The sequence below is a fragment of the Bradyrhizobium betae genome (assembly GCF_050632175.1).
Lineage (GTDB): Bacteria > Pseudomonadota > Alphaproteobacteria > Rhizobiales > Xanthobacteraceae > Bradyrhizobium > Bradyrhizobium betae_B.
In genome coordinates this window covers 6,719,889-6,746,591 of sequence record NZ_CP192576.1, presented here as the reverse complement: position 1 = coordinate 6,746,591, position 26,703 = coordinate 6,719,889, and the positions used below count along the sequence as shown (strand labels likewise).

Annotated in this window: 26 protein-coding genes and 1 pseudogene; 14 read left to right on the top strand and 13 right to left on the bottom strand. The window is 64.2% G+C overall.

All coding sequences use genetic code 11. From position 1 onward, the window contains the following. Positions 1-44 precede the first annotated feature (44 nt). The gene (locus ACQ86E_RS32470; RefSeq protein WP_431203420.1) at positions 45-1,433 is read left to right on the top strand and encodes a peptidoglycan DD-metalloendopeptidase family protein; all 1,389 of its coding nucleotides are present in this window, start codon (positions 45-47) and stop codon (positions 1,431-1,433) included. A gap of 174 nt (positions 1,434-1,607) precedes the next feature. On the opposite strand, the gene ACQ86E_RS32465 is transcribed toward ACQ86E_RS32470, so the two are convergent. Then, positions 1,608-2,588: an ATP-binding protein gene (locus ACQ86E_RS32465; RefSeq protein ID WP_431203419.1), complete on the bottom strand. Its 981-nt coding sequence runs from the start codon at positions 2,586-2,588 to the stop codon at positions 1,608-1,610. Between the two features lie 181 nt (positions 2,589-2,769). Between ACQ86E_RS32465 and yajC the strand changes: the two genes are divergently transcribed. From yajC to ACQ86E_RS32435, 6 genes are read left to right on the top strand one after another with little or no spacing between them, the layout of a single operon-like run. Continuing rightward, a complete protein-coding gene (gene yajC, locus ACQ86E_RS32460; protein ID WP_431203418.1) occupies positions 2,770-3,147 on the top strand; it encodes a preprotein translocase subunit YajC in 378 nt (125 codons plus the stop codon). A gap of 47 nt (positions 3,148-3,194) precedes the next feature. Beyond that, on the top strand, positions 3,195-4,799 hold the full coding sequence (gene secD, locus ACQ86E_RS32455) for a protein translocase subunit SecD (protein ID WP_431203417.1): 1,605 nt from the start codon (positions 3,195-3,197) through the stop codon (positions 4,797-4,799). A gap of 10 nt (positions 4,800-4,809) precedes the next feature. Further along, a complete protein-coding gene (secF, locus tag ACQ86E_RS32450) occupies positions 4,810-5,829 on the top strand; it encodes a protein translocase subunit SecF (RefSeq protein WP_431203416.1) in 1,020 nt (339 codons plus the stop codon). A 59-nt stretch (positions 5,830-5,888) separates the two neighbouring features. Continuing rightward, a complete protein-coding gene (locus tag ACQ86E_RS32445) occupies positions 5,889-6,272 on the top strand; it encodes an Mth938-like domain-containing protein (RefSeq protein WP_015685920.1) in 384 nt (127 codons plus the stop codon). After that, the gene (locus tag ACQ86E_RS32440; RefSeq protein WP_431203415.1) at positions 6,269-7,132 is read left to right on the top strand and encodes a phytoene/squalene synthase family protein; all 864 of its coding nucleotides are present in this window, start codon (positions 6,269-6,271) and stop codon (positions 7,130-7,132) included. The genes ACQ86E_RS32445 and ACQ86E_RS32440 overlap by 4 nt, the downstream gene beginning before the upstream one ends. A gap of 45 nt (positions 7,133-7,177) precedes the next feature. Then, a complete protein-coding gene (locus tag ACQ86E_RS32435; protein ID WP_431203414.1) occupies positions 7,178-8,422 on the top strand; it encodes a threonine ammonia-lyase in 1,245 nt (414 codons plus the stop codon). Between the two features lie 18 nt (positions 8,423-8,440). Here ACQ86E_RS32435 and ACQ86E_RS32430 read toward each other — a convergent pair whose 3' ends face one another. The 5 genes from ACQ86E_RS32430 to ACQ86E_RS32410 form a co-directional block, all read right to left on the bottom strand. Next, entirely contained in the window at positions 8,441-9,619 is a 1,179-nt protein-coding gene (locus tag ACQ86E_RS32430; protein ID WP_431203413.1) for an aminotransferase class V-fold PLP-dependent enzyme, read from the bottom strand. A gap of 93 nt (positions 9,620-9,712) precedes the next feature. Next, a complete protein-coding gene (locus tag ACQ86E_RS32425; protein ID WP_431203412.1) occupies positions 9,713-10,258 on the bottom strand; it encodes a CAP domain-containing protein in 546 nt (181 codons plus the stop codon). Between the two features lie 98 nt (positions 10,259-10,356). Further along, positions 10,357-11,451 (bottom strand): serine/threonine protein kinase, encoded by a 1,095-nt coding sequence (locus ACQ86E_RS32420; RefSeq protein WP_431203411.1) that lies wholly within the window; start codon positions 11,449-11,451, stop codon positions 10,357-10,359. A gap of 5 nt (positions 11,452-11,456) precedes the next feature. Continuing rightward, a complete protein-coding gene (trmFO, locus tag ACQ86E_RS32415) occupies positions 11,457-12,884 on the bottom strand; it encodes a methylenetetrahydrofolate--tRNA-(uracil(54)-C(5))-methyltransferase (FADH(2)-oxidizing) TrmFO (protein ID WP_431203410.1) in 1,428 nt (475 codons plus the stop codon). 124 nt (positions 12,885-13,008) lie between these two features. Continuing rightward, entirely contained in the window at positions 13,009-13,161 is a 153-nt protein-coding gene (locus ACQ86E_RS32410) for a DUF1127 domain-containing protein (protein ID WP_007590701.1), read from the bottom strand. A 599-nt stretch (positions 13,162-13,760) separates the two neighbouring features. Between ACQ86E_RS32410 and ACQ86E_RS32405 the strand changes: the two genes are divergently transcribed. Beyond that, positions 13,761-14,084 carry a hypothetical protein gene (locus tag ACQ86E_RS32405; protein WP_431203409.1) on the top strand — a complete coding sequence of 108 codons (324 nt, stop codon included), beginning with the start codon at positions 13,761-13,763 and terminating at the stop codon, positions 14,082-14,084. Positions 14,085-14,156: 72 nt separating this feature from the next. On the opposite strand, the gene ACQ86E_RS32400 is transcribed toward ACQ86E_RS32405, so the two are convergent. Further along, positions 14,157-14,981 (bottom strand): lytic murein transglycosylase, encoded by an 825-nt coding sequence (locus ACQ86E_RS32400; protein ID WP_431203408.1) that lies wholly within the window; start codon positions 14,979-14,981, stop codon positions 14,157-14,159. Positions 14,982-15,116: 135 nt separating this feature from the next. Next, positions 15,117-16,025 (bottom strand): DUF2189 domain-containing protein, encoded by a 909-nt coding sequence (locus ACQ86E_RS32395; protein WP_431203407.1) that lies wholly within the window; start codon positions 16,023-16,025, stop codon positions 15,117-15,119. A gap of 334 nt (positions 16,026-16,359) precedes the next feature. Here ACQ86E_RS32395 and ACQ86E_RS32390 point away from each other — a divergent pair, with 334 nt between their 5' ends. Continuing rightward, positions 16,360-16,755, top strand: coding sequence for a DUF3597 domain-containing protein (locus ACQ86E_RS32390; RefSeq protein ID WP_431203406.1), 396 nt, complete (start codon positions 16,360-16,362; stop codon positions 16,753-16,755). Positions 16,756-16,806: 51 nt separating this feature from the next. Here ACQ86E_RS32390 and ACQ86E_RS32385 read toward each other — a convergent pair whose 3' ends face one another. The 3 genes from ACQ86E_RS32385 to ACQ86E_RS32375 form a co-directional block, all read right to left on the bottom strand. After that, complete coding sequence (locus ACQ86E_RS32385; RefSeq protein WP_431203405.1) at positions 16,807-17,082, bottom strand: GNAT family N-acetyltransferase; 276 nt, start codon at positions 17,080-17,082, stop codon at positions 16,807-16,809. Positions 17,083-17,150: 68 nt separating this feature from the next. After that, positions 17,151-17,426, bottom strand: a complete 276-nt coding sequence (locus ACQ86E_RS32380) for a GNAT family N-acetyltransferase (RefSeq protein WP_431203404.1) — start codon at positions 17,424-17,426, stop codon at positions 17,151-17,153. Between the two features lie 42 nt (positions 17,427-17,468). Then, positions 17,469-17,831 carry a hypothetical protein gene (locus ACQ86E_RS32375; RefSeq protein ID WP_431203403.1) on the bottom strand — a complete coding sequence of 121 codons (363 nt, stop codon included), beginning with the start codon at positions 17,829-17,831 and terminating at the stop codon, positions 17,469-17,471. Between the two features lie 179 nt (positions 17,832-18,010). Between ACQ86E_RS32375 and ACQ86E_RS32370 the strand changes: the two genes are divergently transcribed. Further along, complete coding sequence (locus tag ACQ86E_RS32370; protein ID WP_431203402.1) at positions 18,011-19,618, top strand: acyl-CoA synthetase; 1,608 nt, start codon at positions 18,011-18,013, stop codon at positions 19,616-19,618. A gap of 9 nt (positions 19,619-19,627) precedes the next feature. Continuing rightward, positions 19,628-20,488 carry a PCC domain-containing protein gene (locus tag ACQ86E_RS32365; RefSeq protein ID WP_431203401.1) on the top strand — a complete coding sequence of 287 codons (861 nt, stop codon included), beginning with the start codon at positions 19,628-19,630 and terminating at the stop codon, positions 20,486-20,488. A gap of 16 nt (positions 20,489-20,504) precedes the next feature. On the opposite strand, the gene ACQ86E_RS32360 is transcribed toward ACQ86E_RS32365, so the two are convergent. Then, entirely contained in the window at positions 20,505-22,586 is a 2,082-nt protein-coding gene (locus ACQ86E_RS32360) for a DUF1217 domain-containing protein (protein ID WP_431203400.1), read from the bottom strand. A gap of 249 nt (positions 22,587-22,835) precedes the next feature. Here ACQ86E_RS32360 and ACQ86E_RS32355 point away from each other — a divergent pair. The 3 genes and pseudogenes from ACQ86E_RS32355 to ACQ86E_RS32345 all read left to right on the top strand — a co-directional run bounded on the left by ACQ86E_RS32355 (position 22,836) and on the right by ACQ86E_RS32345 (position 25,996). Next, a pseudogene (locus ACQ86E_RS32355) lies at positions 22,836-23,602 on the top strand (AAA family ATPase). 877 nt (positions 23,603-24,479) lie between these two features. Next, positions 24,480-25,043 carry an SRPBCC family protein gene (locus tag ACQ86E_RS32350; RefSeq protein ID WP_431203399.1) on the top strand — a complete coding sequence of 188 codons (564 nt, stop codon included), beginning with the start codon at positions 24,480-24,482 and terminating at the stop codon, positions 25,041-25,043. A 2-nt stretch (positions 25,044-25,045) separates the two neighbouring features. After that, positions 25,046-25,996 carry a cytochrome D1 domain-containing protein gene (locus ACQ86E_RS32345; protein ID WP_431203398.1) on the top strand — a complete coding sequence of 317 codons (951 nt, stop codon included), beginning with the start codon at positions 25,046-25,048 and terminating at the stop codon, positions 25,994-25,996. Between the two features lie 74 nt (positions 25,997-26,070). On the opposite strand, the gene ACQ86E_RS32340 is transcribed toward ACQ86E_RS32345, so the two are convergent. Further along, positions 26,071-26,703: an HAD family hydrolase gene (locus ACQ86E_RS32340; RefSeq protein WP_431203397.1), complete on the bottom strand. Its 633-nt coding sequence runs from the start codon at positions 26,701-26,703 to the stop codon at positions 26,071-26,073.

Genomic DNA, 26,703 nt, shown 5'->3' with positions numbered 1-26,703 from the left:
TGTTTACTTAAAAGACCAGTTCTGTTGCGTACGAGTGAGTAACCATGTCTGTAGTCGCCGAGTTGCTTTACTCGCGCCGCGTGCCGCAGGTTGCGGTGCTGGCGCTGATCTCGTTCAGCTTTGCAGGGTGCAGCGCCGACATGCAGTCGCGGCTGTCCCAGTCGAATTTCTCCAATCCCTTCTCGTCTGATCAGACCGGCACGGTGCAGCAGGCGCCGCCCCCGCAGCGGGAGCTGCCGCAATATTCGCGGCCGCAGACGCAGTCTGGCTATTATCAATCGCAGCCCTTGCCGCCGCCGGCGGTCTCCGCTCCGCAATCCTATCCCGTTGCCGCAGGTGGCGGCGTGTCCGGAGGTGGCCGCGGCGTCAGCTCTTACGCGCCCCCGGCGCAGCCGCGTCTGGAGACCACCGCCACCGTGCCGCCGCGCTCGGTCGCAGCCGCCCAGCCGGCCGGCGGGACCAAGATCATCGTCGGCACCAGCGATACGCTCGACGTGCTCGCCAGGCGCTATCACGTCACGCCGCAGGCGATCCTGGCGGCTAACGGCTACAAGGGCCCGCGCGCACTTTCGCCCGGCCAGCAATTGATCATCCCGCATCCGGGCGCGACCGCTGCTGCGCCCGCGCCATTGATGGCTCCCGTCGCGGCGGCTCCGGCGCCTGCAGCGAGGCCGGTTGCAGCCATGGCTGCGCCGTCGAGCATGCACTTCGTCAACCGCGGTGACACGCTCGCAAGCATCGCGCGCAAGAACCGTATCTCCTCGGCTGAACTGGCCCGTGCCAACGGCCTCGATCCCTCGGCAAAGCTGAAGCTCGGCACCAGGCTGACCGTGCCCGGTGCAAAGGCCGTCGCCGTCGCAGCGCCGGTTGCTCCCGTCACGGCGGCTCCGGTCGCCGGCACGCTGCAGCCCGTTGCCGCAGCTCCTGCGCCCGCCACGAGAATGGCTGCTGTCGCGGCGCCGGTGCAGAGCGCGCGCCTCGCCCAGGCCACGGCGAATGTCGAAGAGAAGCCCGCCGAGACGCAGGCGAAGGCTGCGGAAGCCACCGGCGCGCTGCCGACCTTCCGCTGGCCGGTGCGCGGCAAGGTGGTCACGAGCTACGGCGCCAAGACCAACGGCAAGTCCAATGACGGCATCAATCTCGCGGTGCCCGAAGGGACGCCGATCAAGGCGGCTGAAGATGGCGTGGTTGCCTATTCCGGCAACGAGCTGAAAGGTTACGGCAATCTGGTCCTGGTTCGGCACTCCAACGGCTACGTCACCGCATATGCCCATGCGAGTGAGCTGATGGTGAAGCGCGGCGATACCATCAAGCGCGGTCAGGTCATTGCCAAGTCGGGTCAATCCGGGGAGGTGGCGTCGCCGCAGCTCCACTTCGAGATCCGTAAGGGATCGAGCCCGGTTGACCCGCTTCAATTCCTGAACGGGGCGTGAGGCGAGGGCTCCAGTTCGGATCGCACTGTCATTACAGGCACGCTGTCATCGCCCGGCACAGACCGGGCGATCCAGTCTTCCAGAGACGGTTATTGTCGAGCCGATAAGCCACAGCGCATTGGATACCCCGCCTGCGCGGGGAATGACATTTGTGGGCGAGGTTAGGCTTCCGCCCTACTTCCCCGTCAGCTTCACGCCTAGCCGTCCTGCCAGTTCCTGCACGAACTGCCAGGCGACGCGGCCCGAGCGCGAGCCGCGCGTGGTCGACCATTCCAGCGCTTCGCGCTCCAGCGCCTCATCGTCGACCTTGACGCCGAAATGGCTGCAATAGCCGCGCACCATGGCGAGGTATTCGTCCTGGCTGCAGCGGTGGAAGCCGAGCCAGAGGCCGAAGCGATCCGACAGCGAGACCTTCTCCTCGACCGCTTCGCCGGGATTGATCGCGGTCGAGCGTTCGTTCTCGATCATCTCGCGCGCGAGCAGATGACGGCGGTTCGATGTGGCGTAGAGGATGACGTTCTCGGGCCGGCCCTCGATGCCGCCTTCGAGCACCGCTTTGAGCGACTTGTAGGAGGCATCATTGCCGTCGAAGGAGAGGTCGTCGCAGAACACGATGAAGCGGAAAGACGAGGCGCGCAGCTGCTCCATCAGAGCCGGCAGGCTCTCGATGTCCTCGCGGTGGATCTCGATCAGCTTCAGCTTGTCGGAGGCCTTGCGCTCCGCGTTGATACTGGCATGCGCGGCCTTCACCAGCGACGACTTGCCCATGCCGCGCGCGCCCCAGAGCAGGGCATTGTTGGCGGGCAGGCCATTGGCGAAGCGCTCCGTGTTCTCCATCAGGATATCGCGCATCCGCTCGACGCCCTTGAGCAGGAACAGCTCGACGCGGCTGACGCGCGGCACCGCCGCAAGGCGGCCGTCCGGGTGCCAGACATAGGCATCCGCCTGCCTGAACGACTCGCGTCCGGCGGGCGGCTTGCCCTGGGCTGCGAGGTGCGCCGCAATGGTCTCCAGCGCGCGGACAATGCGCTCCTGGGAGAGGTCGGGGGTTGCCTGAGAGGCCGCCGTGGGGCGTTTTGCCGCGACGCGGGCAGGCTTCTTGGCAGGGGTACGGGGGCCTTTGCCGGCCGGGCTTTTGCTTGGTTTTTTGGGCATGTCCGAAGTTCCTGAGAATGCAGCCTTATCGGGCCTGAGGCCGCGCCGCAAGGTGACCAAATGGGCGGTCTGGCAGCGTTGCAATTGAGACAGTGGCCGCTATAGTCCGCGCGAATTTGACCGAACCGGTCGCCTTTGAGGGCCTGACCGGCTTTCCCCCGTTTCCACGAGGATCGTCCGAATGCTGATTACCCCTGCGTATGCCCAGGCCGCGGGCGCCGGCGACACCAACAGCATGTTGATGTCGCTGCTGCCGTTCGCCCTGATCTTCGTGATCATGTACTTCCTGATTCTGCGTCCGCAGCAGAAGAAGGTGCGCGACCACGCCGACCTCGTGAAGAACATCCGCCGGGGCGACACCGTCGTGACCTCGGGCGGCCTCGTCGGCAAGGTCACCAAGGTCGTCGACGACGACCAGATCGAGTTCGAGATCGCCGATGGCGTGCGGGTGCGGCAGATGCGCTCGATGGTCTCCGGCGTACGCGCCAAGGGCGAGCCGGCCAAGGAATCCAAGGAAAGCGCCAAGGAAGTTGCGAAGGACGACGCCGCGTCGAAGTGAACGCTTCCGCGAGCATCTCAAGTCCCCTGATCTGACAGGTCCAGTCGATGTTGTATTTCACGCGTTGGAAAGCGCTGGGGATTATCCTGACGGCGCTGATCGTGTGCCTCTGCGCGGTCCCCAACTTCTTTCCGGAGTCGCAGGTCAAAACCTGGCCCGCCTGGGCGCAGCGTCGGCTCGTGCTCGGCCTCGATCTCCAGGGCGGCTCCTACTTGCTGCTCGAGGTCGATTCCGCCTATGTGAAGAAGGAGCGTCTGGATCAGGTTCGCGACGACGTCCGCCGGACGCTGCGTGATGCCAAGATCGGCTTCACCGGCGGCGTCACCGTGCGCAACGACGCGGCCGAGGTTCGCATCACCAAGGACACCGATTTTCAGCCGGCGCTCGCCAAGCTGCGCGAGCTGTCCCAGCCGCTCGGCGGCCTGATGGGATCCAGCGGTCAGCGCGACCTCGAGGTCACCGATGCCGGCGGCGGCGTGATCCGGTTGACCGTCCCGCAGGCGGCGATGCTCGACCGCATGCGCAAGACCATCGAGCAATCGATCCAGATCGTGGAACGCCGCGTCAACGAGCTCGGCACCGTCGAGCCCGTGATCCAGCGCCAGGGCAACGACCGCATCCTGGTGCAGGTCCCGGGTCTTCAGGACCCGACGCGCCTGAAGAAGCTGCTCGGTGAAACCGCGAAGATGGAATTCCGCATGGTCGACGCGACGGTGTCGCCGGACCAGGCGCAGCAGGGCAGATTGCCGCCGGACTCCGAACTGCTGATGAGCGCTTCGCCACCACCGACGCCCTATGTGGTCAAGAAGCAGGTCCTGGTTGCCGGCGGCGATCTGATCGATGCGCAGGCAACCTTCGACCAGCGCACGAGTGAGCCGGTCGTCAGCTTCAAGTTCAACACGTCGGGCGCGCGCAAGTTCGCGCAGGCTACGCAAGAGAATGTCGGGCTGCCCTTCGCCATCGTGCTCGACAACAAGGTGATCTCTGCGCCAAGGATCAACGAGCCGATCACCGGCGGGCAGGGACAGATTTCGGGCAGCTTCACGGTCCAATCCGCCAACGATCTTGCGATCCTGATGCGCGCCGGCGCGCTGCCGGCACCGCTGACCGTCGTCGAGGAGCGTACCGTCGGTCCGGGCCTCGGTCAGGACTCGATCGAGAAGGGCGAGCTCGCAGCCTATGTCGGCTCGATCCTCGTCATCGTCTTCATGCTGCTGACCTACCGGCTGTTCGGAGTGTTCGCCAACATTGCGGTGGCGATCAACGTCGCCATGATCTTCGGCCTGTTGTCGCTGCTCAATGCCACGCTGACCTTGCCCGGCATCGCCGGCATCGTGCTCACCGTCGGCATCGCGGTCGATTCCAACGTCCTGATCTACGAGCGTATCCGCGAGGAGCTGCGCGGCGGTCGCAACGCGATCTCGGCGATCGACGCCGGCTTCAAGCGGGCGCTGGCGACCATCCTCGATTCCAACATCACGACTTTCATCGCCGCCGCCGTGCTGTTCTATATCGGCACCGGCCCGGTACGCGGCTTCGCCGTGACGCTCGGCATCGGCATCATCACCACGGTGTTCACCGCCTTCACCATGACCCGGCTGATCGTAGCCTGGTGGGTGCGGTGGAAGCGGCCGCAGAGCGTGCCGATCTAGGAGCCTGATTGTGACTCACACCGTTCTCATCGGGCTCGGCGTCCTCATCGCCATTCTCACCGTGGTCGCGGCCCTCGGCCTGCTGCCGTCGTTGCGCATCGTCCCGGACGATACGCATTTCGACTTCACGCGCTTCCGCCGCATCAGCTTCCCGATCTCGGCGGTATTGTCGATCGTCGCCATCACACTGTTCTTCACCCATGGCCTCAATCTCGGCATCGACTTCAAGGGCGGAACGCTGCTGGAGGTACGAGCCAAATCCGGCGCCGCCGACATCTCGGCGATGCGCACGACGTTGGATGGCTTGCGTCTTGGCGAAGTCCAGCTGCAGCAATTTGGCGGTCCCGAGAACGTCTTGATCCGCGTCGCCGAGCAGCCCGGCGGCGACAAGGCGCAGCAAGATGCCGTGCAGAAGGTCCGCACCGCTCTTGGCGATTCCATTGAATACCGCCGTGTCGAGGTGCTCGGTCCGCGCGTCGCCGGCGAGCTGCTTGCCTACGGCATGCTCGGCCTGATGCTCGCGATCGTCTCGATCCTGATCTATCTCTGGTTCCGCTTCGAATGGCAGTTCGCGCTCGGTGCCATGATCGCCAACGTGCATGATATCGTGCTGACGATCGGCTTCATGTCGATCAGCCAGGTCGATTTCGACCTGACCAGCATAGCCGCGCTTCTGACGATTCTCGGCTATTCGCTCAACGACACCGTCGTCATCTACGACCGCATCCGTGAAATGCTGCGTCGGTACAAGAAGATGCCGATGCCGCAACTTCTCAACGAATCGATCAACTCGACGCTGTCGCGTTCGATCATCACCCACTTCACGGTGACGCTGGCGCTGCTGGCCCTGCTGCTGTTCGGCGGCCATGCCATCCACAGCTTCACCGCGGTGATGATGTTCGGCGTGGTGCTGGTGGGCACCTATACCTCGATCTTCATCGCGGCTCCGATCCTGATCTATCTCGGTGTCGGCGAGCATCGCGAGGATTCGCCCGATACGGCTACGCCGGCGAAGAAAAACAAGCCATGATCCGAACCGCATGCCCCCCGCATGCGTTTGCGGGGTGTAGCCTCATTCGGACGAGACTGATGGCCGGCGATCCCAACGCACCACATTTCCCGCGCTCCGCGCCGATCGAGGCCTATGGCAAGGGCGGCTTCGCCTTTGCGGGCATGTCCCATCGCGGCTCGCTGCTGTGTCTGCCGGACGCGATCTGGGCCTGGGATGTGACCGACCCGGCGAAGATCGACCGCTATTCTCTGGATCGGGTGTTCACGGCCGCCAACAGCATCGACACGCTTTTGATCGGCACTGGAACGGGGGTCTGGCTGCCGCCGCCGGAGCTGCGTCAGGCCTTGAAGGCGGTGAGGGTGGTGCTGGACACGATGCAGACCGGCCCCGCCGTGCGCACTTACAACATCATGATCGGCGAACGGCGGCGGGTCGCGGCCGCGTTGATCGCCGTGCCATGAGCAGCGCTGCTGTTCCTGCCGATTCCGTCACCTTCTGCGCCGATCTCGTGCGCAGTCATGACTTTCCGAGCTATGCCGCGACCCTGTTCGCGCCCGCGACCGAGCGCCGCGCGCTGCTGGCGCTCTATGCCTTCAACGTCGAGATCGTCCGCGTCCGCGACCAGGTGAGCCAGCCACTGCCTGGGGAAATCCGGCTGCAATGGTGGACCGACATGCTGTCGGGCCAGGTCCATGGCAGCGCAGAGGGCAATCCGGTTGCGGCCGAGTTGCTGCGTGCGATCCGCGATTTCGATCTGCCGGTCGAGCCGCTGTCGCTGCTCGCCGACGAGCACCAGTTCGATCTCTACAACGATCCGATGCCGACGTTGACGGCGCTGGAAGGCTATCTGGCGGCGACCTGTTCGGTGCTGTTCGCGCTCGCAGCTCAGATCATGGCGCCGCCTTCGGATGCTGCCGAGCATCTGGCAAGACATGCCGGGCTGGCCCAGGGCATCGTGCAGATCATATCGAGCCTGCCGCGCGATGCCGCGCACCGGCAGTTGTTCCTGCCGCAGCAGCTTCTGGCGAGCCATGGCTGCAGCATGGAGGACGTGTTCGCCGGCAAGGAGAGCGCCAATCTCGATGCCGTGCTGGAACAGCTCATCGGCGAGGCGCAGCAACATCTGACCACCGCCTTGTCGCTGCTGGCGGAGGTGCCGGCATCGGCGCGGCCTGCGTTTTTGCCGCTCGGCCAGGTTCGGGCCGACCTCAAGCGCCTGTCGCAGCCGGGACGTCATCCGTTTACGCCGCAGCCGTCGTCGCGGCTGCGCACGCTCTGGACGTTGTGGCGAACTTCACGAACGCGGGAATTTACCAAATAGAGGTTGGCTTATCGCCTCGATTTGCCAAATGCTCTATGCTGTTCCATGGCCGAGTTGTCCCAAACCATGTCCTCCGATCCGAGCGACTTTCCGGTCGCATCTGACGACATTCTCGCTGCCGCCGAGACCATCCGGGGCGCTGTCGTCGAGACGCCTTGTAGCTACAGCCGTACGCTGAGCAATATCTGCGGCTGCGACATCTGGCTGAAATTCGAAAATCTCCAGTTCACGTCCTCGTTCAAGGAACGCGGCGCGCTCAATCGCCTGACTGCACTGACGGCCGAGGAGCGCGCCCGCGGCGTCATCGCGATGTCGGCCGGCAACCATGCGCAGGGCGTCGCCTATCACGCCAAGCGGCTCGGCATCCCCGCGACCATCGTGATGCCGGTCGGCACGCCGATGGTGAAGGTCGAGAACACCAGGCACCACGGCGCCGAGGTGGTGGTGACAGGCGCGACGCTGGAGGAGGCGGCCGCATTCGCGCGCAGCCACGGCGAAGCCCGCGGCCTGATCTTTGTCCATCCTTACGACGATCCGCTTGTCATCGCGGGGCAGGGGACTGTTGGGCTCGAGATGCTCAAGGCCGTGCCAGAGCTCGATACGCTGGTCGTCCCGATCGGCGGCGGCGGCCTGATCAGCGGCATCGCCATCGCCGCGAAATCGATCAAGCCCTCGCTGCGTATCCTGGGCGTCGAGGCATGGCTCTATCCCTCGATGTACAATGCCATCCATGGTGGCACTCTGCCTGCGCGCGGCGATACACTCGCCGAAGGCATAGCGGTCAAATCGCCCGGCAAGATCACGACTGAAATCGTCCGGCGCCTCGTCGACGACATTGCGCTCGTCAACGAAGCCGAACTCGAGCGCGCGGTTGCGACCCTGATCTCGATCGAGAAAACCGTCGTTGAGGGCGCCGGCGCCGCCGGCCTCGCCGCGCTCATGTCCGATCGCTCCCGGTTCGCCGGCCAGAAGGTTGGCCTGGTCCTGAGCGGAGGCAATATCGACACGAGGCTGATTGCGTCGGTCCTCACGCGCGAACTGGCCCGCGAGGGGCGGTTGACCCAGCTGTCGCTCGACATCCCCGATCGTCCCGGCCAATTGGCTGCGGTGGCCGCGCTATTGGCCGAGGCCGGCGCCAACATCATCGAAGTTTCGCATCAGCGGACCTTCTCCGACCTTCCGGCCAAGGCGACGCTGCTGCAACTCGTCATCGAGACCCGCGACAGCGCGCATCTCGACGAGGTCATGGCACGGCTCAGTGCATCCGGATTGAGCGCGCGCTGCACCTGAGCGGCGCGCGACCACGCGCTATCGCGGCGCCAGGCTCGCCAGATGGTCGATCAGCCGATCGATCTCGGCTTCCGTGTTGTAATAGTGCGGGGAGGCGCGCACGAGCGGTGGCAGCGCGCGGACTTCGGCATCGATGCGTGTGCTGGCGGGATCCGACGCGCCGATGATGATGCCGGCGGCGGCAGCGCTTTTGACAATGGCGCCCGCCTCATGTCCATCGACGGTGAAGCTGACGATGGCGCCCGGACGTCGACCTAGGTCGCGAATTGTGACGCCGCGAATGCGGGCGAGGCCGCCGCGAAGACGGTCCGCAAGCGATCGGCAGCGCTGCTCGATAGGACCCATACCGAGGGCGAGCGCGTAATCGACGGCCGCGCCGAGTCCGAGCCTGGCGGCATAATTGTTCTCCCAGGTCTCGAAACGCCGCGCGTCGCCGCGCAGCCGATACTCATCGCGCGAGACCCAGGGCGCAGCGAAGTGGTCGATCATCGGCGGCTCGAGTTGCTGCAGCAGCGACCGGCGGACATAGAGAAAGCCGGTGCCACGGGGGCCGCGCAGGAATTTTCGGCCGGTTGCCGACAGCATGTCGCAGCCGATGGCTTCCACGTCTACCGCCATCTGGCCGACGGCCTGACAGGCGTCCAGCAGATAGGGAACGCCCCGAGCCCGCGCGATCCTGCCGATCGCCGCCGCGGGATTGACCAGCCCTCCATTGGTCGGAACCCAGGTGATGGCGATGAGCTTCACTCGCTCGTCGATCAGGCGTTCGAGCGCATCGATTTCGAGCTCACCGCTGGCATCGCTCGGCACGACGTCGATGATAGCGCCCGTGCGCTTGGCGACCTGAAGAAAGGCGACATAGTTGGCCGCGTACTCAGCCTCGGCGGTCAGGATGCGATCGCCTTGACGAAATTGAAGCGCGTAGAAGGCCATCTGCCAGGCAACGGTCGCGTTCTCCACGAGCGCTATTTCATCGGACGCTGCATTCAGCAGCCGGGCGATTGAGCCGTAAACCGATTCCAGCCGATCGGCTTCGCGATCGGCGGCGGCGTAACCTCCGATCTCGCTCTCCAGATCTATGTGCTGCTTCATCGCCGCGACGACGGGTGCAGGCATCAGAGCCGCGCCCGCATTGTGGAGATAGGCAAGCCGGGAGGTAGCGGGCGTGTCAGCCCGTATTCGGTCGATGTCGATCAAGTGCGCCTCCAGCTCCTGCGATGCTCCTGCATGAATTAGGCGCCCCTGAGAATGCTAGCAAGTTGCGGCCCGGGGACGATGCCTGGCTTCGTCTCAGATGCAGAGCCCGAGCAGCTTGACGTGGCAGCTGCTCGATTTGGGCTTGCTGGCGGGCGCAGCCTCGCGCTTCACGGCAACCAGCGGCTCCGCGTCCTTCTTGCCCTTGCCCCTCTTCGGCTCGTAATCGCCGGCTATCACCATCGCCCAGTAAGTGCGCTTGCCGCTGGCATTCTTGGCGTTCGCGATCCCGACGCGGGAAGCGTTATGCAGCAGGAGGTTCTTGCGGTGCCCGGACGAGTCGATCCACTGCCCGAGGGTCTTCTCGAAATTGTCGTAGCCATAGGCGATGTTCTCGGCGGCGCGTCCTGCGCCCGCCGGCGCGACGCGCCGGTTGAACGGCCCGAGTGCGTCGTGGCTGAGGTCATCCTTCGCCGCCATCGCGCGCGCCTGGTCCATGGCAATGCGATCGAGGGTTGCGTCGCGCACGACGCGGACCTCACCGTGCTTGAGGCGGAAGCTGGAGATCAATTCGGCCGGGGATTCGGCCATCGCGGGCGCTGCCGCAAGCAGCGCGAGGCCGGCGATCATGCCGCCAACCATCCGATGTGTCCTTCTCTGAATGCCCATAAACCCGCCAAGCCGCATGATCCCAGCTTCTCTATCGCCAATGTGGAGGCTTCATGGCGCGGACCACGGAGCTAGCTCGCCGGCAGGTCCGCCTCGAAATTGAAGCGGTCGCGCAGGTTCTTGCGCTGCTCGAGGATGTCCTTGAGGAACGCGCGGTCCTGGTCGTTCTTCATCATCGGCTCGATCAGATCGAGCTGGTTCATGGCGACCAGCTGCAGGATCTCGGTGCGGGGCTTGCCGCTGCTGTCGCGCGGCAGCGCGTGCACGACCTGGATGTGTTCCGGCGGCTTCGGACCTTTGACGGCGGCAAGCTCGTTGCGGAGCTGGCCTTCGAGCGCAACCTGATCGCCTTCGACGAACGCGTAGAGCCCGACGCCGGACCGGCGATCGGCGAACGCGACGATGGCGGTGTCGCGCACGGCCGGGTTCTTGCGGATCAGTTCCGCCAGCACCGGGGCGTCGTTGACGAGCCGGCGGCCGCCGCCCTCACGGTCGGTGAAATTGAACAGGCCGCGTGTGATCGCCCGGTAGACCTTCTTGCCGGTGGCGAGCCACAGGCTCGCAGCGAAGGATTTCTTCGCCAGGATCTTGCGCTCGCGCGGCGTCAGCGCTTCGGGCGCGTAGGAGCGCTTGTGCTTGAGCAGATGCCGGAGATCTTCATAGGCCAGGATACGATAGAGCCGGCCGCGCCGTTCAAAGCAGGCTGCAAGCTGGAAGTCGGTGACATAAGCGCGGCCATCGCGCCCAACCAGCCAGTTCTGTTCCTTGGCAAGGTCGTTGTGGCAGATGCCGGCACGGCGCAGCCGGCGCAGCGCCGCCTTGGCCGAGCGAAAATAAGCGAGGTCGCCATGCGGTTTGGCCAGATGCAGCGCGACGCCGTCCACGAATCCGCGCACGAGTGCGCGGCGGCCGGCCCACAGCAGCTCGGGGCCGACGTTCAGGCCCTTGGCCAATTTCAACGCGTACTTCTCGCGGGCGAACAAATGGCGCGCCAGCAGGAACGACCACCACGGCACCTCGTCGAGCCGGCGCAGCACGGCATCGACCTCGCCGCCGTCGCCGCGGAAGCGGCCGCGCTCGACAGTCGAGAACACGTCGCGCTTGAGCAGCACGCCCTCGGTCCAGCGCACCGACAGTGTCGCGGCGTCGTCTTTCGGGAGACTCATGAGGCTCACGCTGCTGCGGCGATGCGCAGGTGATCGGCGATCCAGCGATCGAGATCGGCGAGCGCCAGAGCGCTCATCGCCTGCTTCTTGGCCACCGTCTTCTCGTTGCCGCGCAGGCGCGTGCCGTCCGGTTTCTTCGTCGGTGCGCTCGCAAGCGGCGGAAACAGGCCGAAATTGATGTTCATCGGCTGGAACGAACGCGTGCCCGGTTCGATGGTCTCGATATGGCCGCCCGTGATGTGGCCGAGCAGGGATCCCAACGCCGTCGTGCCCGGCGGGCTCGCAAGGGTCTCGCCGCGGGCTTCTGCTGCGGCGTAGAGGCCGGCGATCAAACCGACGCTAGCCGATTCGACATAGCCCTCGCAGCCCGTCATCTGGCCAGCGAAGCGCAGTCGCGGCTGCGCGCGCAGGCGCAACTGACTGTCGAGCAGCTTCGGCGAGTTGAGGAACGTGTTGCGATGGAGCCCGCCGAGGCGGGCAAATTCGGCGTTTTGCAACCCCGGAATGGTGCGGAAGATGCGCTGCTGCTCGCCATACTTCAGCTTCGTCTGGAAGCCGACGATGTTGTAGAGCGTGCCAAGCTTGTTGTCCTGCCGGAGCTGCACGATCGCGTAGGCTTTGGTGGTGGGATCGTGCGGATTGGTAAGGCCGACCGGCTTCATCGGGCCGTGGCGCAGCGTCTCGGGGCCGCGCTCCGCCATCACCTCGATCGGCAGGCAGCCGTCGAAATAGGGCGTGTTGGTCTCCCATTCCTTGAACTCGGTCTTCTCGCCGGCGATCAGCGCGGCGACGAAGCCGTCATACTGATCCTTGGTCATGGGGCAGTTGATGTAATCGGCGCCGGTGCCGCCGGGACCGACCTTGTCGTAGCGCGACTGAAACCAGGCCACCGACATGTCGATGGATTCGCGGTGCACGATCGGCGCGATCGCGTCAAAGAAGGCGAGCGCGCTCTCGTCGGTCAGTTCGCGGATGGCCTCGGCCAGCGGCGCGGATGTGAGGGGACCGGTTGCGACGATAACGTTGGTCCAGTCGGCCGGCGGCAGGCCAGCGACCTCGCCACGGGCGATTTCGATCAGGGGATGGTCGTCGAGCGCCTTGGTGACGGCCGCCGAGAAGCCGTCGCGATCGACTGCCAGGGCGCCGCCGGCGGGCACCTGATTGGCATCGGCCGCTCGCAGGATCAGCGAGCCGAGCCGGCGCATCTCGGCATGGAGCAGGCCAACAGCGTTGTTGGCGGCATCGTCGGAGCGAAATGAATTGGAGCAGACGAGCTCGGCGAGCCCGTCGGTGCGGTGCGCCTCGGTCATGCGGCTCGGCCGCATCTCGTGCAGCATTACGGGCACGCCCGACTGAGCCACCTGCCAGGCGGCTTCTGAGCCGGCAAGGCCGGCACCGATGACGTGCACGGAATTGGATTGGGGTCCTGTCATGGTCGGACAGGTAGCGCTTTTCGGCGGTCAGTGGAATCGCCGAGATCGAGTTTTCTGCCACCTGATACGACAACGCCCGCACGAGGCGGGCGCTATCGGTTCGTCCGGTGAGGGCTGAACGATATCAGCCCTGATACTGACCGGCGGCAACGCGCGGGATGTCCGAGCGATCGAGGCCGATATCGGCCAGTTCGCGATCGCTAAGCTGGGACAGCTCGGCAACATTGCGCTGATAGTCCCGGAAAGCCTGGATCATGCGGATGAGCGAGAGCAGCATTGGTAGTCTCCTGTAGTTCGATTCAGCCCTTGCCCGGGCCTCATCGTTGAAATGAATATAGATGAGAGTGGTGCACTGCGAAAGTTCCGATGTTGCGATGCAGCTAAGCGAAGAACGCATGGCGTCTGTAACGGACGGTTAACCCGAAGGCAGTCCCGCCCAAAGGGTGGGCGGACGAGCAAAGGGGCTGCAGTAAAAGTCCGTGAATTCACGGGTTTAGAACTGAGAATGCGGTTCCGCTTGCGTCCGAAATAAGTTGCGCCCCGGTGGTCCACAAGTGGGACTATCAGCTTCTAGACCCAACTCTTGCATGCGCGAATCGCATGACGTGGAATCATAATAATGAACATGAAATCACTCTTATGCAGGCCCGATTCGCCTGATCCGTGCGGATGAACGCGCGGCGATCAGGACCGAGGGACGAGATGCAGTTCATTGATCGAGGATGCTGCCGGGCATACACGCGATGCGTGTACGAATGATTACAGGGATGTAATGAAAATCAGAATTTGCGCATGCGGCTCTGCGCTTCACGCAACATCACGCAATTCTCGCGAGGAGTTTATTGCGACATGTTGCCGCGTCCGGAGGAAAGTCATGTGGCAGATTCCGGCAATATCGCTGGTTCTGACCAAGAACAAGAGAAGGAAAGTAACATCATGACGAAGTTACTCGGGGTTATCGCCATTGCCGCCGTCGCATTCGCCGTCGCGCCGGCCCAGGCCGCCAAGCATTCCATGGGCGGCTGCAGCTCGGCCAATCTGGAGAAGACCGAGACCGCGATCGAGAATATGGCCGACGGCGACAGCAAGACGGTCGCGCAAAAGGAAATCGCTTCCGCGCAGGACTCCCTGCTCAACGGCAAAATGGGTGCGTGCGGCACGCACCTGAACAAGGCGATGCACGCCACCATGGGCAAGTAACGGGTAGGCAAGCGCACCAAGAGAGGGCCGGTCGCCGGGCGATCGGCCCTACGCGTTTGATTGAGCGTCCGCTTAAGGGGCGCGCGCGAGTTGGGTCGCGAAAGAGGCGATGGTCTTGGAATAGACCTCGCTCTTGTTCCACTGCTGGAGCACCGCAAAATTCGGAGCGCCGGGCTGCCAATCCTTGCCCTTCTGCCAGCCATACCCGGCGAGATAATTGGCGGTGGAGGCGAGCACGTCGGGCGCGTTGTGCAAGAGGTCGCGCTTGCCATTGCCGTCGAAATCGACGGCGTATTTCATCCAGGACGACGGCATGAACTGGGTCTGGCCGAGCTCGCCCGCCCAAGCGCCCTTCATGTCGGCCGGCGCGAGATCGCCGCGTTGGACGATGCGCAGCGCATCCAGCAACTCGGCGCGAAACTGCTCGGAGCGGCGGCAGTCATAGGCCAGCGTCGCCAGCGAACGGATCGTCGCGAACTTGCCGGTGTTGACGCCGAAATCGGTCTCGAGCCCCCAGATCGCGACCAGCACTTCGCCCGGCACGCCATAGGTCTGCTCGATGCGGGAGAGCACGGAGCCGTATTGCTTCATCATGTTGGAGCCGCGCGTCATGCGGGGTGGAACCATGCGGCCGGAGAACTCCTCGAAAGTCTGGGTGAAGACCTTCTGCGAGCGATCGCGATTCAACACGGCCTGATCGAGCGTCACACCGGTCAGGCCCGAAGCAATGGCCTGCTGCGAAATGCCCTTGGCCGCTGCGTCGGTTTTGAAGTCCGCAAGCCAGGCGTCGAAATTGCCAGATCCGCAAGCGACGGCGGCGAGCGCGGGCTGGGTTGACAGGATGGATGCGGAAAGGGCGAGGGCTGCGAGAGCGAGACGAGAAATCGTCGGGGTCATCAGATGAAATTGATTCCGTGAAGTGATCTGACCGGCAGGTGCAATCTCGATTGTAACAGCGGCCAAAGCAAGGCGTATGACAGGCCGCGATCCTGCCCGAGCCGGGCCCGGGCAGGATCGCTTGTCACGATATCGTCAGGCGTCCGTCCGATTGCGCCAGGGGAAGAGGTTGGCGGGGAAGTCGGCGGCCGGCTTGCGCGGGCGATGCGGCGGAGGTGGCACCGGCCGCGCACCGGGATCGGAGACGATCGCCTTGCGGTAGAGATGCCAGGTGGCGTGGCCGAGCAGGGGGATCACCACGGCGAGGCCGAGGAACGCCGGGATCGTTCCGAGCACCAGCAGCAGCGCGACGATCAGGCCCCAGGCCGCCATCGGCACCGGGTTCTTCGCGACCACGCGCAGTGAGGTGACCATTGCCTCGAGCGCGCCGGCATGCCAGTCGAGCATCAGGGGGAACGACACCGCGCTGATGCAGAGCGCGGCGAGCGCGAACAGGAAGCCGGTGCCGCAGCCGACCACGATCAGCCACCAGCCTTGCCGGGTGGTGAGCACGCGCGTCAGAAAATCGGAGACGCCGGACGCGCCCTCGTAACCGAACGCCGCGATGTAGATGGCCTGCGCCGTCGCGACCCAGATCACGAACAGGGCGAGCAGCAGCGTGCCGAGGCCGAGCATGGCGCCGAAGGAAGGCGAGCGCAGCACCTCCATGGCATTCCAGGCGCTAGCTTCCTCATAGCGTTCACGGCGGCTGGAGAGCTCGTACAGACCGAGCGCCGCGAAGGGCCCGATCAGTGCGAAGCCGGCAGCCAGCGGGAACAACAGTGGCAGCACCGAGTAGCCCATCACTACACGGGCGAGCACGAGGCCGAGCACCGGATAGATCACGCAGAGGATGATGGCGTGGCTCGGCACCGCCTTGAAGTCTTCCCAGCCGCGTCTGAGCGCGTCGTGCAGATCGGAGAGTTGGATGGTTCGGATGACGGGTCCAGCCGCGTCAGCGGGCTGGCCCATCGTGGGCACATTGCCCTGGTAGAGTGTGGCCATGGTCGCTAGCTCCCTTGCCGGGCGGCCGAAACCGGCGCCGCTAGAGGGCGCAAGCGGCCGCTCTTCTTGAGTTTCGCGATTCCAACCAGACGCGAATTCCGGACGGGCTCGCGAGTTGTTCGCGAACGCTACTCCCAATTCCGAGTCCTGTCCCTCACGCTTGGGTGAGATTCGATGCCGCAGTGCAACCTCGACGATGTCATTCGGTCGTCATTTCGCCGCAGATAAGCTGATGCTGTCTGTCGGTTCGCAGAACTTCGCGGGCGCAATGCAGTAACTTCGTCTATAAGTGCCACTCAAGGCCCTTCCAGCGGATCCTTTTTGGGGAGAAGACATGAGCATTTTCGGGAAAATCATGGGCGCGATCTTCGGCAGCCACCCGGCTTCCGCCGCGCCTGCCGGTGGCGCACCCGCGGGCGCGCCTGCCGGAGCCGCGCCGGGCGGATCGGCACCCGCAGCAGCGCCGATGGGAAGCGTGGACGTGGCGGCCGTCGTCGACAAGCTGGTGGCAGCCCAGAAGGAAAAGCTGGAATGGCGCACCTCGATTGTCGACCTGATGAAGGCGCTCGACATCGACTCCAGCCTTGCCGCGCGCAAGGATCTCGCCAAGGAGCTTGGCTACAGCGGTGACATGAACGACTCGGCGAGCATGAACGTCTGGCTGCACAAGCAGGTGATGTCCAAGCTCGCCGCCAATGGCGGCAAGCTGCCGCCGGAGATCAAGCACTGACCGATCGCGAGTTCGTTGCCGAAGGCCCGCGCTCGCGCGGGCCTTTTGCATTCAGGCGACGAGGTCCGCATCCTCCGGATGCTTCTCAAGATAATCGACGACGAAACCGCAGCCGGCGATCACTTTGTTGCCGTCCCGGCGGATCAACTCCAGCGCGCCCTTGACCAGTTCGGAGGCGATGCCGCGGCCGCGTAGCGCGGGGGGCGTCTCGGTGTGGGTGATGATCACCGCCGACGGCGTCAGCCTGTAATTGGCGAAAGCGATTTCACTGCCGACATCGAGCTCGAAGCGGCTCCTGTCCTTGTTGTCGCGTACCGATGCGGCCATGCGTGGTCCTTCAGAAGCGGTGTGTATGTTTCCTGATTTAGGCAGTCTCGACCACTTCGCAATGACGGCTACGTTTTCACCAGGTCCTGATAGTGGGGATGCTTCTCGATCCACGCCTTCACGAACGGGCATTCCGGGATCACTTTCAATCCGGCTGCGCGGACCTGGTCGAGCGCGCCTTGCACCAGCTTCGAGCCGACGCCCTTGCCGCCGAGCTCCTTCGGCACGTCGGTGTGCTCGAACGTGATGATGTTGCCGTCGAGCTTGTAGTGCTCGGTCGCAAGATGGCCCTCGACCTCAAGCTCGTAGCGGTGTTGGGGTTTGTTATCGATAGTGCCGCTCATGGCCTCTCCCGTCGGTTCTTCGCGAGTCCGCCTACGTCCGGCTCAATCGGTCGCTTTGGCCAAGCGTGCGTCCTCAGGCTGCCTCTGCGGGCCCAGGCAGCCCTGGCAGATGACGAGCGAACGGTTAACCTTCGCGTCGTGTTCCGCCTCGATCCCGTCCTGGGCCTGCCACCATTCCTTCGAATAGGGCTGGAGTCCGGCTTGCGATGTGTTGCGGCCGGATGCGGCGCGGGCTGCACGCGATGACCCCGAGGCAGAACGTGGCTGATTGGGGTTGTCGCCGGCACCATCCCAGGCATAACGCGCGGGCCTGAAGGCAGGATCGGTGGCCAGATGCGCCTGAGGGGCCACGGCGCATCCGGCGAGCGCCAGCGTCAACAGGAGGAGGGCGGGCGCTTTGAACATGATGCGGTACTCTGTACGCGAGAACTGAACGAGGTTGCGCCGATCATGTTTAACATTCCTTCAACGAGCGCATGAACGCCACGCTGGCCAGCGGCCTTGCGGGGGCAGGTTCGATGGCGATAAATGGGCTGCAATGAGCGGGCGGCTCGCTTGCCGTTCGCCGCCGAAGAGGAAGCCCGATGCAGCCCCTGCGCATGTCCCGCCGCGTCATGAATCTCGCTCACATGCTGACCCAGAATGCGCGGCGGCATGGGGCGCGTCCCGGTTTCGTCTGGGGTGAGATATCCTGGACGTGGCACCAGATCGAGGCCAAGGTCTCGGCGCTGGCGGCGGCGCTCGCCGCGCGCGGCATCGCCAAGGGCGACCGCATCCTCGTCCATTCCAAGAACAGCGACGAGATGTTCTTCTCGATGTTCGCGGCGTTCCGGCTCGGCGCGGTCTGGGTGCCCACCAATTTTCGCCTGATGCCGGACGAGGTGACCTATCTCGCGCAGGCCTCCGGCGCGAAGGCGTTTCTGTGCCACGTCGATTTTCCCGAGCACGCGGCGGCCGTGAAGGGCGGTGCGCTGGAATTCACATGGAGCATCGACGGCAAGGCTGCATTCGGCGAGACGTCGGTTGCCGAGGCCATCGCGTCTCAAGCCGGAGCGGTGGTCGAGAACGTCGCGGTCGAGCACGACGACCCCTGCTGGTTCTTCTTCACGTCCGGCACCACCGGCCGCTCCAAGGCCGCGGTGCTGACCCACGGCCAGATGGGTTTTGTCGTCACCAATCATCTCGCCGATCTCACCCCCGGCGTCACGGAAGCGGATGCGTCGCTGGTGGTGGCGCCGCTGTCGCACGGCGCCGGCGTGCATCAGCTGGTGCAGACCGCGCGCGGCGTTTGTACCGTGCTGCTGCCGACGGAAAAATTCGACATCGACGAGGCCTACCGCCTGATCGAGACGCACCGCGTCGCTAATCTCTTCACCGTGCCGACCATCTTGAAGATGATGGTCGAGCATCCCGCCGCCGACAAATACGACCACTCCTCGCTGCAGCACGTGATCTATGCGGGCGCGCCGATGTATCGCGAGGACCAGAAGGCTGCACTGAGGAAACTCGGCAAGGTCATCGTGCAGTATTTCGGGCTCGGCGAGGTCACCGGCAACATCACGGTGCTGCCGGCGGCGCTGCATGATCCCGAGGACGGGCCATATGCGAGGATCGGCACCTGCGGCTTCGAGCGCACCGGCATGCAGGTCTCGATTCAGGACGACGAGGGTCGCGAGCTCGCGGCCAACCAGAGCGACGAGATCTGCGTGATCGGTCCTGCCGTGCTCGCCGGCTATTACGACAACCCGGAAGCCAATGCGAAGGCCTTCCGCAATGGCTGGTTCCGCACCGGCGATCTCGGCCACATGGACGAGGAAGGCTTCCTCTACATTACGGGACGCGCCTCCGACATGTACATCTCCGGCGGCTCCAACATCTATCCGCGTGAGATCGAGGAGAAGATATTGACCCATCCCGCGGTCGGCGAGGTCGCCGTGCTCGGCGTGCCGGATGCGACATGGGGCGAGGTCGGCATCGCCGTCTGCGTTGCGCTCGAGGGCGAGAGGCCGGTGAGCGAAGCGGAGATGGCGGCGTTCCTGCTGCCGAAGGTGCCGCGCTACAAGATGCCGAAGCGGTTCTTCTTCTGGGACGCGTTGCCGAAGTCCGGCTACGGCAAGGTGCCGAAGCGCATGGTGCGCGACGAGCTCGAGGCGCGCGGGCTGCTCGATCTCGACAAGACGAAGACGGGCTGAGCAGAGGCTATGAGGAGTATCAAGCAGCCGGGCCTGCCGGTCCCTGAGCGCATCCAATGGGTGGAGGCGAGGGGACGCGCCTTCTCGTTCACGCTCGAAGCAGGATTGCCACTGCTGGAAGCCGCGCGCCGCGGTTTTGCCGCGGAGGGCTTTGCGGGTGGCGTGCTGAATTTCGGCAGCGGTACGCTCGGGCCGTTTGCCTACGTGATGCCGGCGCTGTCGAAGACCGGCGAGAACGCTGCGTTCTACAGCGATATTTATCGGCCTGGCGGCGCGACGCGGACCAGGCTCGGCAGCATGACGCTCGGCACCCGCGACGGTGCGCCGTTCTTTCACTGTCACGGGCTGTGGACGGAGGCGGACGGCAAGGCAGGCGGCGGCCATATGATGCCAGACGAGACTGTGGTCGCTGAGCCGTTCGAGGTTCAGGCCTACGGTATCGACGGTGCGATGTTTACCGCCGAGCCTGATCCTGAGACCAACTTCAAGCTGTTCGGACCGGTCGCTGCCGCGAGCACGGACGCTCGCACGACCAGCCGCGCCTTCGCGCTGCGGCAGCGCCCGAACCAGGATTTCGCCGGCTGCCTCGAAGAGTTCTGCCGCGCGCACGGCATCGCACGGGCGAAAATCCACGGCGGAGTCGGCTCGACCATCGGCGCGCGCTTCACCCATGGCGGCGTGACTGAACCGTTTGCAACCGAGCTGGCGATAACGGCCGGTGCGATCGGGCCAGGAAATGCCGGTGCACTGGAAGCTGCGCTCGACGTCGCGTTGATCGACTACACCGGCGGCATTGCGGAGGGCCGTCTGATCCGTGGCGACAACCCCGTGCTGATGACCATGGAATTGGTGCTCGAGGTGTTGGGCTAGTATTCCCGAGCGACCATCAATGTGCACGTAGCTTGGCGATGGCCAGGTACGTGGCTTCACTCATGCCCGATATGCCTGAGCTCGATCCTTGAAAGAGACTGAGCAAGGGAGATTGGCCCTGGCCGGTGCTGTCGCTGTTCTTGACGTCGTACATGGCAGAGAACCGGCTCAGCAGCTTGTCGACCTTCACCGGATCGGAGAGATCCTTGATCTTCATGAATTTGTCCACGAACTTGGCCTGCTGGTCGATCGGCATAGCCGCCATCGAATCGGGCAAGTTGAACGTGGTCCTGAACACCTCCGAAAGGGCCTTGTCGGCCAGGATGTCGTAGGCGGACGTGATGTCTCCCGCCTTGCGCTTGAAATACAGCGCCAGGCGGACGCCGGGATTCGTATCCCCCTGCTGCTGCTCCAGGCTTTGCTCGAGATAGTTCGTCTGGGTTTCCCGGAATTGATCGCGCTTCTGAGGACCCATCATCGGCAGGCGTGCGACGTTGCCCTTGCTGTCGAAATTGAACGACGCCACGATTTCGGCAAAGCGGGGATCGCTCTGCGTGTTCACGAAGCTCTTCTTGTCGTTCAGGTCGGAGGCGAAGATCTTCTTGAGGAAATCGTCGCTGACCTTTCTGGGGTCCAAGCCCTTGGCCAGGAGAATCAAATCGACCATCGGCCGGTTTGCAAGAAGATCGGACACCTTGTCGATGCCTGCGATCGCCTGCTGATATTCCGTCGCATCCTTGGTGGCTTGGGCCTTGACCGCCGCCTGCTGCTGGGAAGTCGCCGAGCTTGCGCTCTTCACGGCTTGAATGACGTAGTCTTTCGCAATCTGAAGGACTTCAGCGGCGTCCTGCGCCACCAGGGGAGTCGTCAGATTGCCCTTCGCATCGAAGTTGAAGGCGCGCGCGAGCTGAACGTAGCGGGTGTCCTTGAGGGTATAAACATAACTCTTGGGATCGTTGAGGTCGCTTTCGAGGACTTTCTTGATGACGTCCGGCGAGACCTTGTCGGGATCGAGGCCGACGGCGCCCAGCGCAAAATCATACACGCCCGGTGTCGACACGAACGCATCGACTGAAGTGATCTTGAGGAGGTCCGCCCTGAATTGCTTGATCGCCACGGCCTCAAAGATCGGGCTTGCCGCCTGGTAGACGTCGGCCTTGCTGGCGTCGAACCGCTGTTTCGTGAGCGCGATATTTGCGGCGGTCTGCGCCGGCGTACCCGCCGGAAGCGACCCGTCGGGCAAAAACTCGAACGCGCCGGCCAGATCGACGAAATTGCCGATCGTCCCGATCTGGTCATTGAGGCTGGAAACGCTCTTCGTGGCCGTCTCCAGATGATATTTTTCGACCAGGATCTGGACCTGCAGCTGGGACACGTTGGCGCCCGGCTGCGAGAGTTGGGCCGTCAAACTGGCGATGTTCGAATTGGCGGCGCTGACATCCGACTGCGCCTGGGCGAGCGACGCGTTGAGGCCGCTGAGCTGGGAGGCGAAGGCAGTGTTGACGTAGCTGTTTGGATCGGAGGGGTCGCTGCGCAGGACCTGGCTGATCGTACCGGCCGGCCACTTGCTCTCGTCGATTCCGAATGCCGAGGTGACATAGTTGCGAAGACGATCGTTGTTCAGGAGCTGGTCTGCAGTGCTGATGTTGCCGATCTCGCCGCTGTAGTAATTCGAGTCACTGGCGAGTGCATCGACCTCGTGCTTCTTGGTCGCGGTGTACAGGCCAATCATCTCGTCGGTCTGATCCACCGATTGCGCGACCGGGGTCGCGGAGCCGTTGAAGGAAAATGCCGCGGCAAACTCCTGGTACCGCTTGTCGACCAGCTGGTTGACGAAGCTCTTGGAGTTGTTGAGGTCGCTTTCCAGCACCTTTTTCATGAAGGCCTTGGCGTACGCCATGTCTTCCAGGCCATATGCCTTCATCGCATAATGGTAGAGGCGGTAATCCTTCATGAAATCATCGACGGTCTTCACCTTGCCGATGTTGGCCTTGTAGTAGGCCGCCTCTCGCGCCACGTCCGCTTGCTGTTCGACCCGCGTCAGGGACTGCTTGAGATTGCGCGTGATGTAATTGTAACCGAAATACGTTGATACCATCGCGCACTCCTCGCGGCGTCGTACGGTCCCGGACGTCCGTCAATCATTGCGGGGTCGCGAGGTGCGGAGCCGGCGTCATGCCGGCAGTCTGTCTCGTAGCTACGTTTTCTTAATTCGGACCCGGCTGGCGTAGCCCGGGTTTGTTTCAAGTTGTGTCCATCTGTTTCTCAGTTGCAGCTTTCGCGGGGATTGTGTTCCTGATATGTTCCTATTGAGATATCCAGTCGGGGTTGGGGGCGGGAGCCGGACATGAGCCGAAGAGGCGGTCGAACGATCAACCTGCCGGCGCCTTACCTGAAGCGGGTCTGGCTCGATCCGTCGCAGGTTCATGACCGCGAGGCCTATCCATTTTGCATGCCGATCTTTCCCGATGATTTCGAGCTCAATTTCGACGCCGCCATCACCATCATTGTCGGAGAGAACGGCACCGGGAAGTCGACGATTCTCGAGGGGATCGCAGCGCTCGCCGGCTATGACGATGCCGGTGGCGGGAAGGGGTACATGCCCGTCGACCACTCCGAGGCGCGGGAGAAGATGGGCGGACAACTCTCGAGGGCCTTGCGGGCAAGCTGGCTGCCGAAGATCACCAATGGCTGGTTCTTCCGCGCCGAGAGTTTTTCACAGTCGCGCGATATCTCGACAAGGCCGCGCGCGATGCCGGCCAGCTCGGCCCTGATTTCCTGTCGCACTCCCATGGCGAAGGCTTCCTGCGTTTCTTCGAAGAGCGTTGCCAGCGTCAGGGCATCTTCATCTTCGATGAGCCGGAATCGGCGCTGTCGCCGGCGCGCCAGATCGAGTTTCTGAAGCTGCTGCGACGCATGGAGGAGTCCCGCATCTGTCAGGTCATCATGGCAACCCATGCGCCGATGCTGATGGCCTATCCCAGCGCGCAGCTCCAGCGGCTGGGGAAATATGGCCTGGAGCCGACGACGGTGGAAGAGACCGATCATTACCGGGTGATGCGCGAGTTCTGCAACGATCCGCGCGGGTTCGTGGAGGCGACGCTGGCGGAGTAGGGGAGCGGCAGACACCCGCTCTCTCCACGTCATTGCGAGGAGCTTTTGCGACGAAGCAATCCAGAGTCTTTCCGCAGAGGGATTCTGGATTGCTTCGCTGCGCTCGCAATGACGGTCTGGATGCAGTATTTGCTGTCCAATCAACTTTTGAGTTCGCGGACGCATATTTGCATCCTCGCGACACATCGTGCCCGAGCTCTGCTGTCCGTCACCGCCCCCGAAAGTGCCGAGGGCGCAGGGAAGGCCGGGTGCCGGCTGGCACCCACGGTTCACTGTGCGAAGCGTGTGCTTTTAAAAGCTGCACAGCGGCATACAGGTGTAGCCAAACATCCGGCCTTCCCTGCGCAGTGGGTTGACGGCTTATGTCGTACTCTCCCCGGGGAGCGATGCACTATTGCCCCCGTCGTCTTGCAGATGGCTGATGCACGTGCCCGGTCGGGCCGCCGCGTCACCGCAACACTTGACGCCAGCCTGCGGGCGCCAGGACCACACGATTTTGCCGTACGCAGGCTGCACCGGTCGTACGCGCGCCGGCCGCCGCTCACGGTTTCCCGCCCTGCGATGCCCTTTGCGCCGACGCAGCCCGCGTCCACCACGTCCCACCCCGCGTGTCGTGACGATCGCGATACGCCCCTCGGCCGGGGTGGGATGGTTGCTTATATGATAATCCGAAATGCGGATAAAGAGAATTGTTTTTTGCGGGCCTGGTTGGCCTCCTGCTGGGTGTTTTGCCCGCCTTGCCCCGCAAGGGCTTGTGGGGCGCGTGCAAGGCTGGCGCCGCAACCGTGCCGCGAACGGGTCTCCCCATGGCCGCAAAATGCGCTACGATGAGGCCAGCGCGCACCAAGTCGCGCAGATTCAAGGGTGAGGAAACGACATGCGGATGCGAAGCGGAGCGGCGATCGCGGGAGTGGCGGCGCTGGCAGTGACGGCAATGGCTCTCAACGCCGTGCTTGAGCCGGTTTGGGCGCACGGGCCGACCCGGCAGAAGGTGCGGGAATCCATCGAGATCAACGCGCCGCAGGCCAAGGTATGGGCCGCGCTCGGTAATTTCCAGGACATGAGCTGGCTTCCGCCTGTCACCAAAACCGAGGGCGAGAAGGGCAACGAGATCGGCGCGACGCGCAAGCTGACGCTCGATGGCGGGGCGACGGTCGAGGAGGAACTCTACAAATACGAGCCCGACATGCTCAGCTATTCGTACCGGATCACCAAGGTCGACGTGAAGGTGCTGCCGGTCACCAATTATTCGTCGACCCTGACGGTGTCGCCGGCGCCCGACGGCAAGGCGAAAGTGGAATGGGCCGGGGCATTCTATCGCGGCTTTCCCAACAACGATCCGCCGCCGGAACTGAATGACGAGGCTGCCAAGGCTGCGGTGAGCGGGCTGTACAAGGCCGGGCTCGAGGCGCTCAAGAAGAAGATCGAGAGCGGAAGCTGACTGTGCGCATCGCGGCTCTGGCGGCGTTCGCCGCCAGCCTTTGCGTCGGTGCGGGCAGTGCCTCCGCCGAAGAGGCGTTCGTCACCAACCAGCTCAGCGACGATCTGATGGTCGTGGACCTCGCCACCGCGCGGAGCGTCGCGACCATTCCAATCGGCGGCAAGCCGGCGGGCGTGGCCGTCAGCGCCGACGGGCGCTTTGCCTATGTGACGAGCCCGGACGCCAAGGCCGTGACGGTGGTGGATGCGGCCGCGCGGCAGGTCGCTGCCAGGATCGATGTCGGCGGCGGCCCGCTGGGCATCGCGGTGGCGCCCGATGGCCGGACCGTATACGTCGCGGACTGGTACGCGGCGGCGGTGCGGGTAATTGATGCGGCCTCGCGCAACGTCACGGCCAGCATCGCGGTCGGCGCCTCGCCGTCGGGCCTTGCGGTGACGCCTGACGGCAAGCTGCTGCTCTCGGCGGATCGCGACGACGACAGCGTCTCGGTGGTTGACATTGCGACACGTGCGCGCAAGGCAGTGATCAAGGTCGGCACCCGTCCGTTCGGCGTCACCATCGATGCCGAGGGCAGGCGCGCCTACACCGCCAATGTCGGTTCCGACGACGTCTCCGTGATCGACGTTGCGGAGGGCCGCGAGATCGGCCGCGTGCCCGTGGGGATGCGCCCCTATGCTGTGGCGCTGACGCAGGGCCGCGGCTTCGTCACCGACCAATATGGCGGCACCGTCAGCGTGTTCGACCTGGCGACGCTGAAGCCGGTCAAGCGCATCAACGTCGGAGATTATCCCGAAGGCATTGCCGCGACGGCCGATGGCAAACGCGTCATCGTCGCCTGCTGGGAGAGCAACACACTGGTGATCATCGACGCGGCCGAGCTGAAGGTGATCGGCGAGGTCAAGACCGGCGACGGCCCGCGCGCCTTCGGGGCGTTCTTGCGGAGGGCGGAGTAGGGGCGCTTGTAGGCCGCATGGAGCGAAGCGGAATGCGGGGACACTGTCCCGGATTGCGCTTCGCTCCATCCGGGCTACGGCACCGTGCATAGCGTCGACGCGATCTCATCCATCCGCTCAAACACGTGGTCTGGCCCGCGCGCCCGCAGCGCCGCCGGCGCCGCATAACCCCAGCACACAGCGCCGCAGGCAATCCCCACGGCGCGCGCCGCCTCGATGTCGCGGACCTCGTCGCCGATCGAGATGACCCTGTCACGCTCCACGCCCGCGCGCCGGACAACCCGGCGAAATTTTGCGGGCTTGCCGAACACCGAGGCTGCGCAATCGAAATGCGAAAACAGCGCCGCGGAATCGCCAAGCTTCTCGCGCGCATTGGCTTCGCTGTCAGATGTCACCAGCGCGAGGTCCACGCCGTTCTCAGTCAGCGTCCGCAGCATCGCCTCGACGCCCGCAAACAGCGAAATCTCTGCCGCAGCCTCCGCCTTGAGCCGCCGCGCATGCCGCGCGATCGCCGGCAGCTTCCACAGCGGCACTTCGAGCTGCTTCAGGATCTCCCGGGTCGAAGCGTGCCGCAGACCCTCGACGTCTTCGTCCCGCACGCGGCGAAAGCCGAAATGATCGGCGATGTCGTTGATGGTGCGCAGGAACCACGGAAAGCTGTCGGCCAGCGTGCCGTCGAGATCGAAGATGGCGAGGGCGTAGGGCAT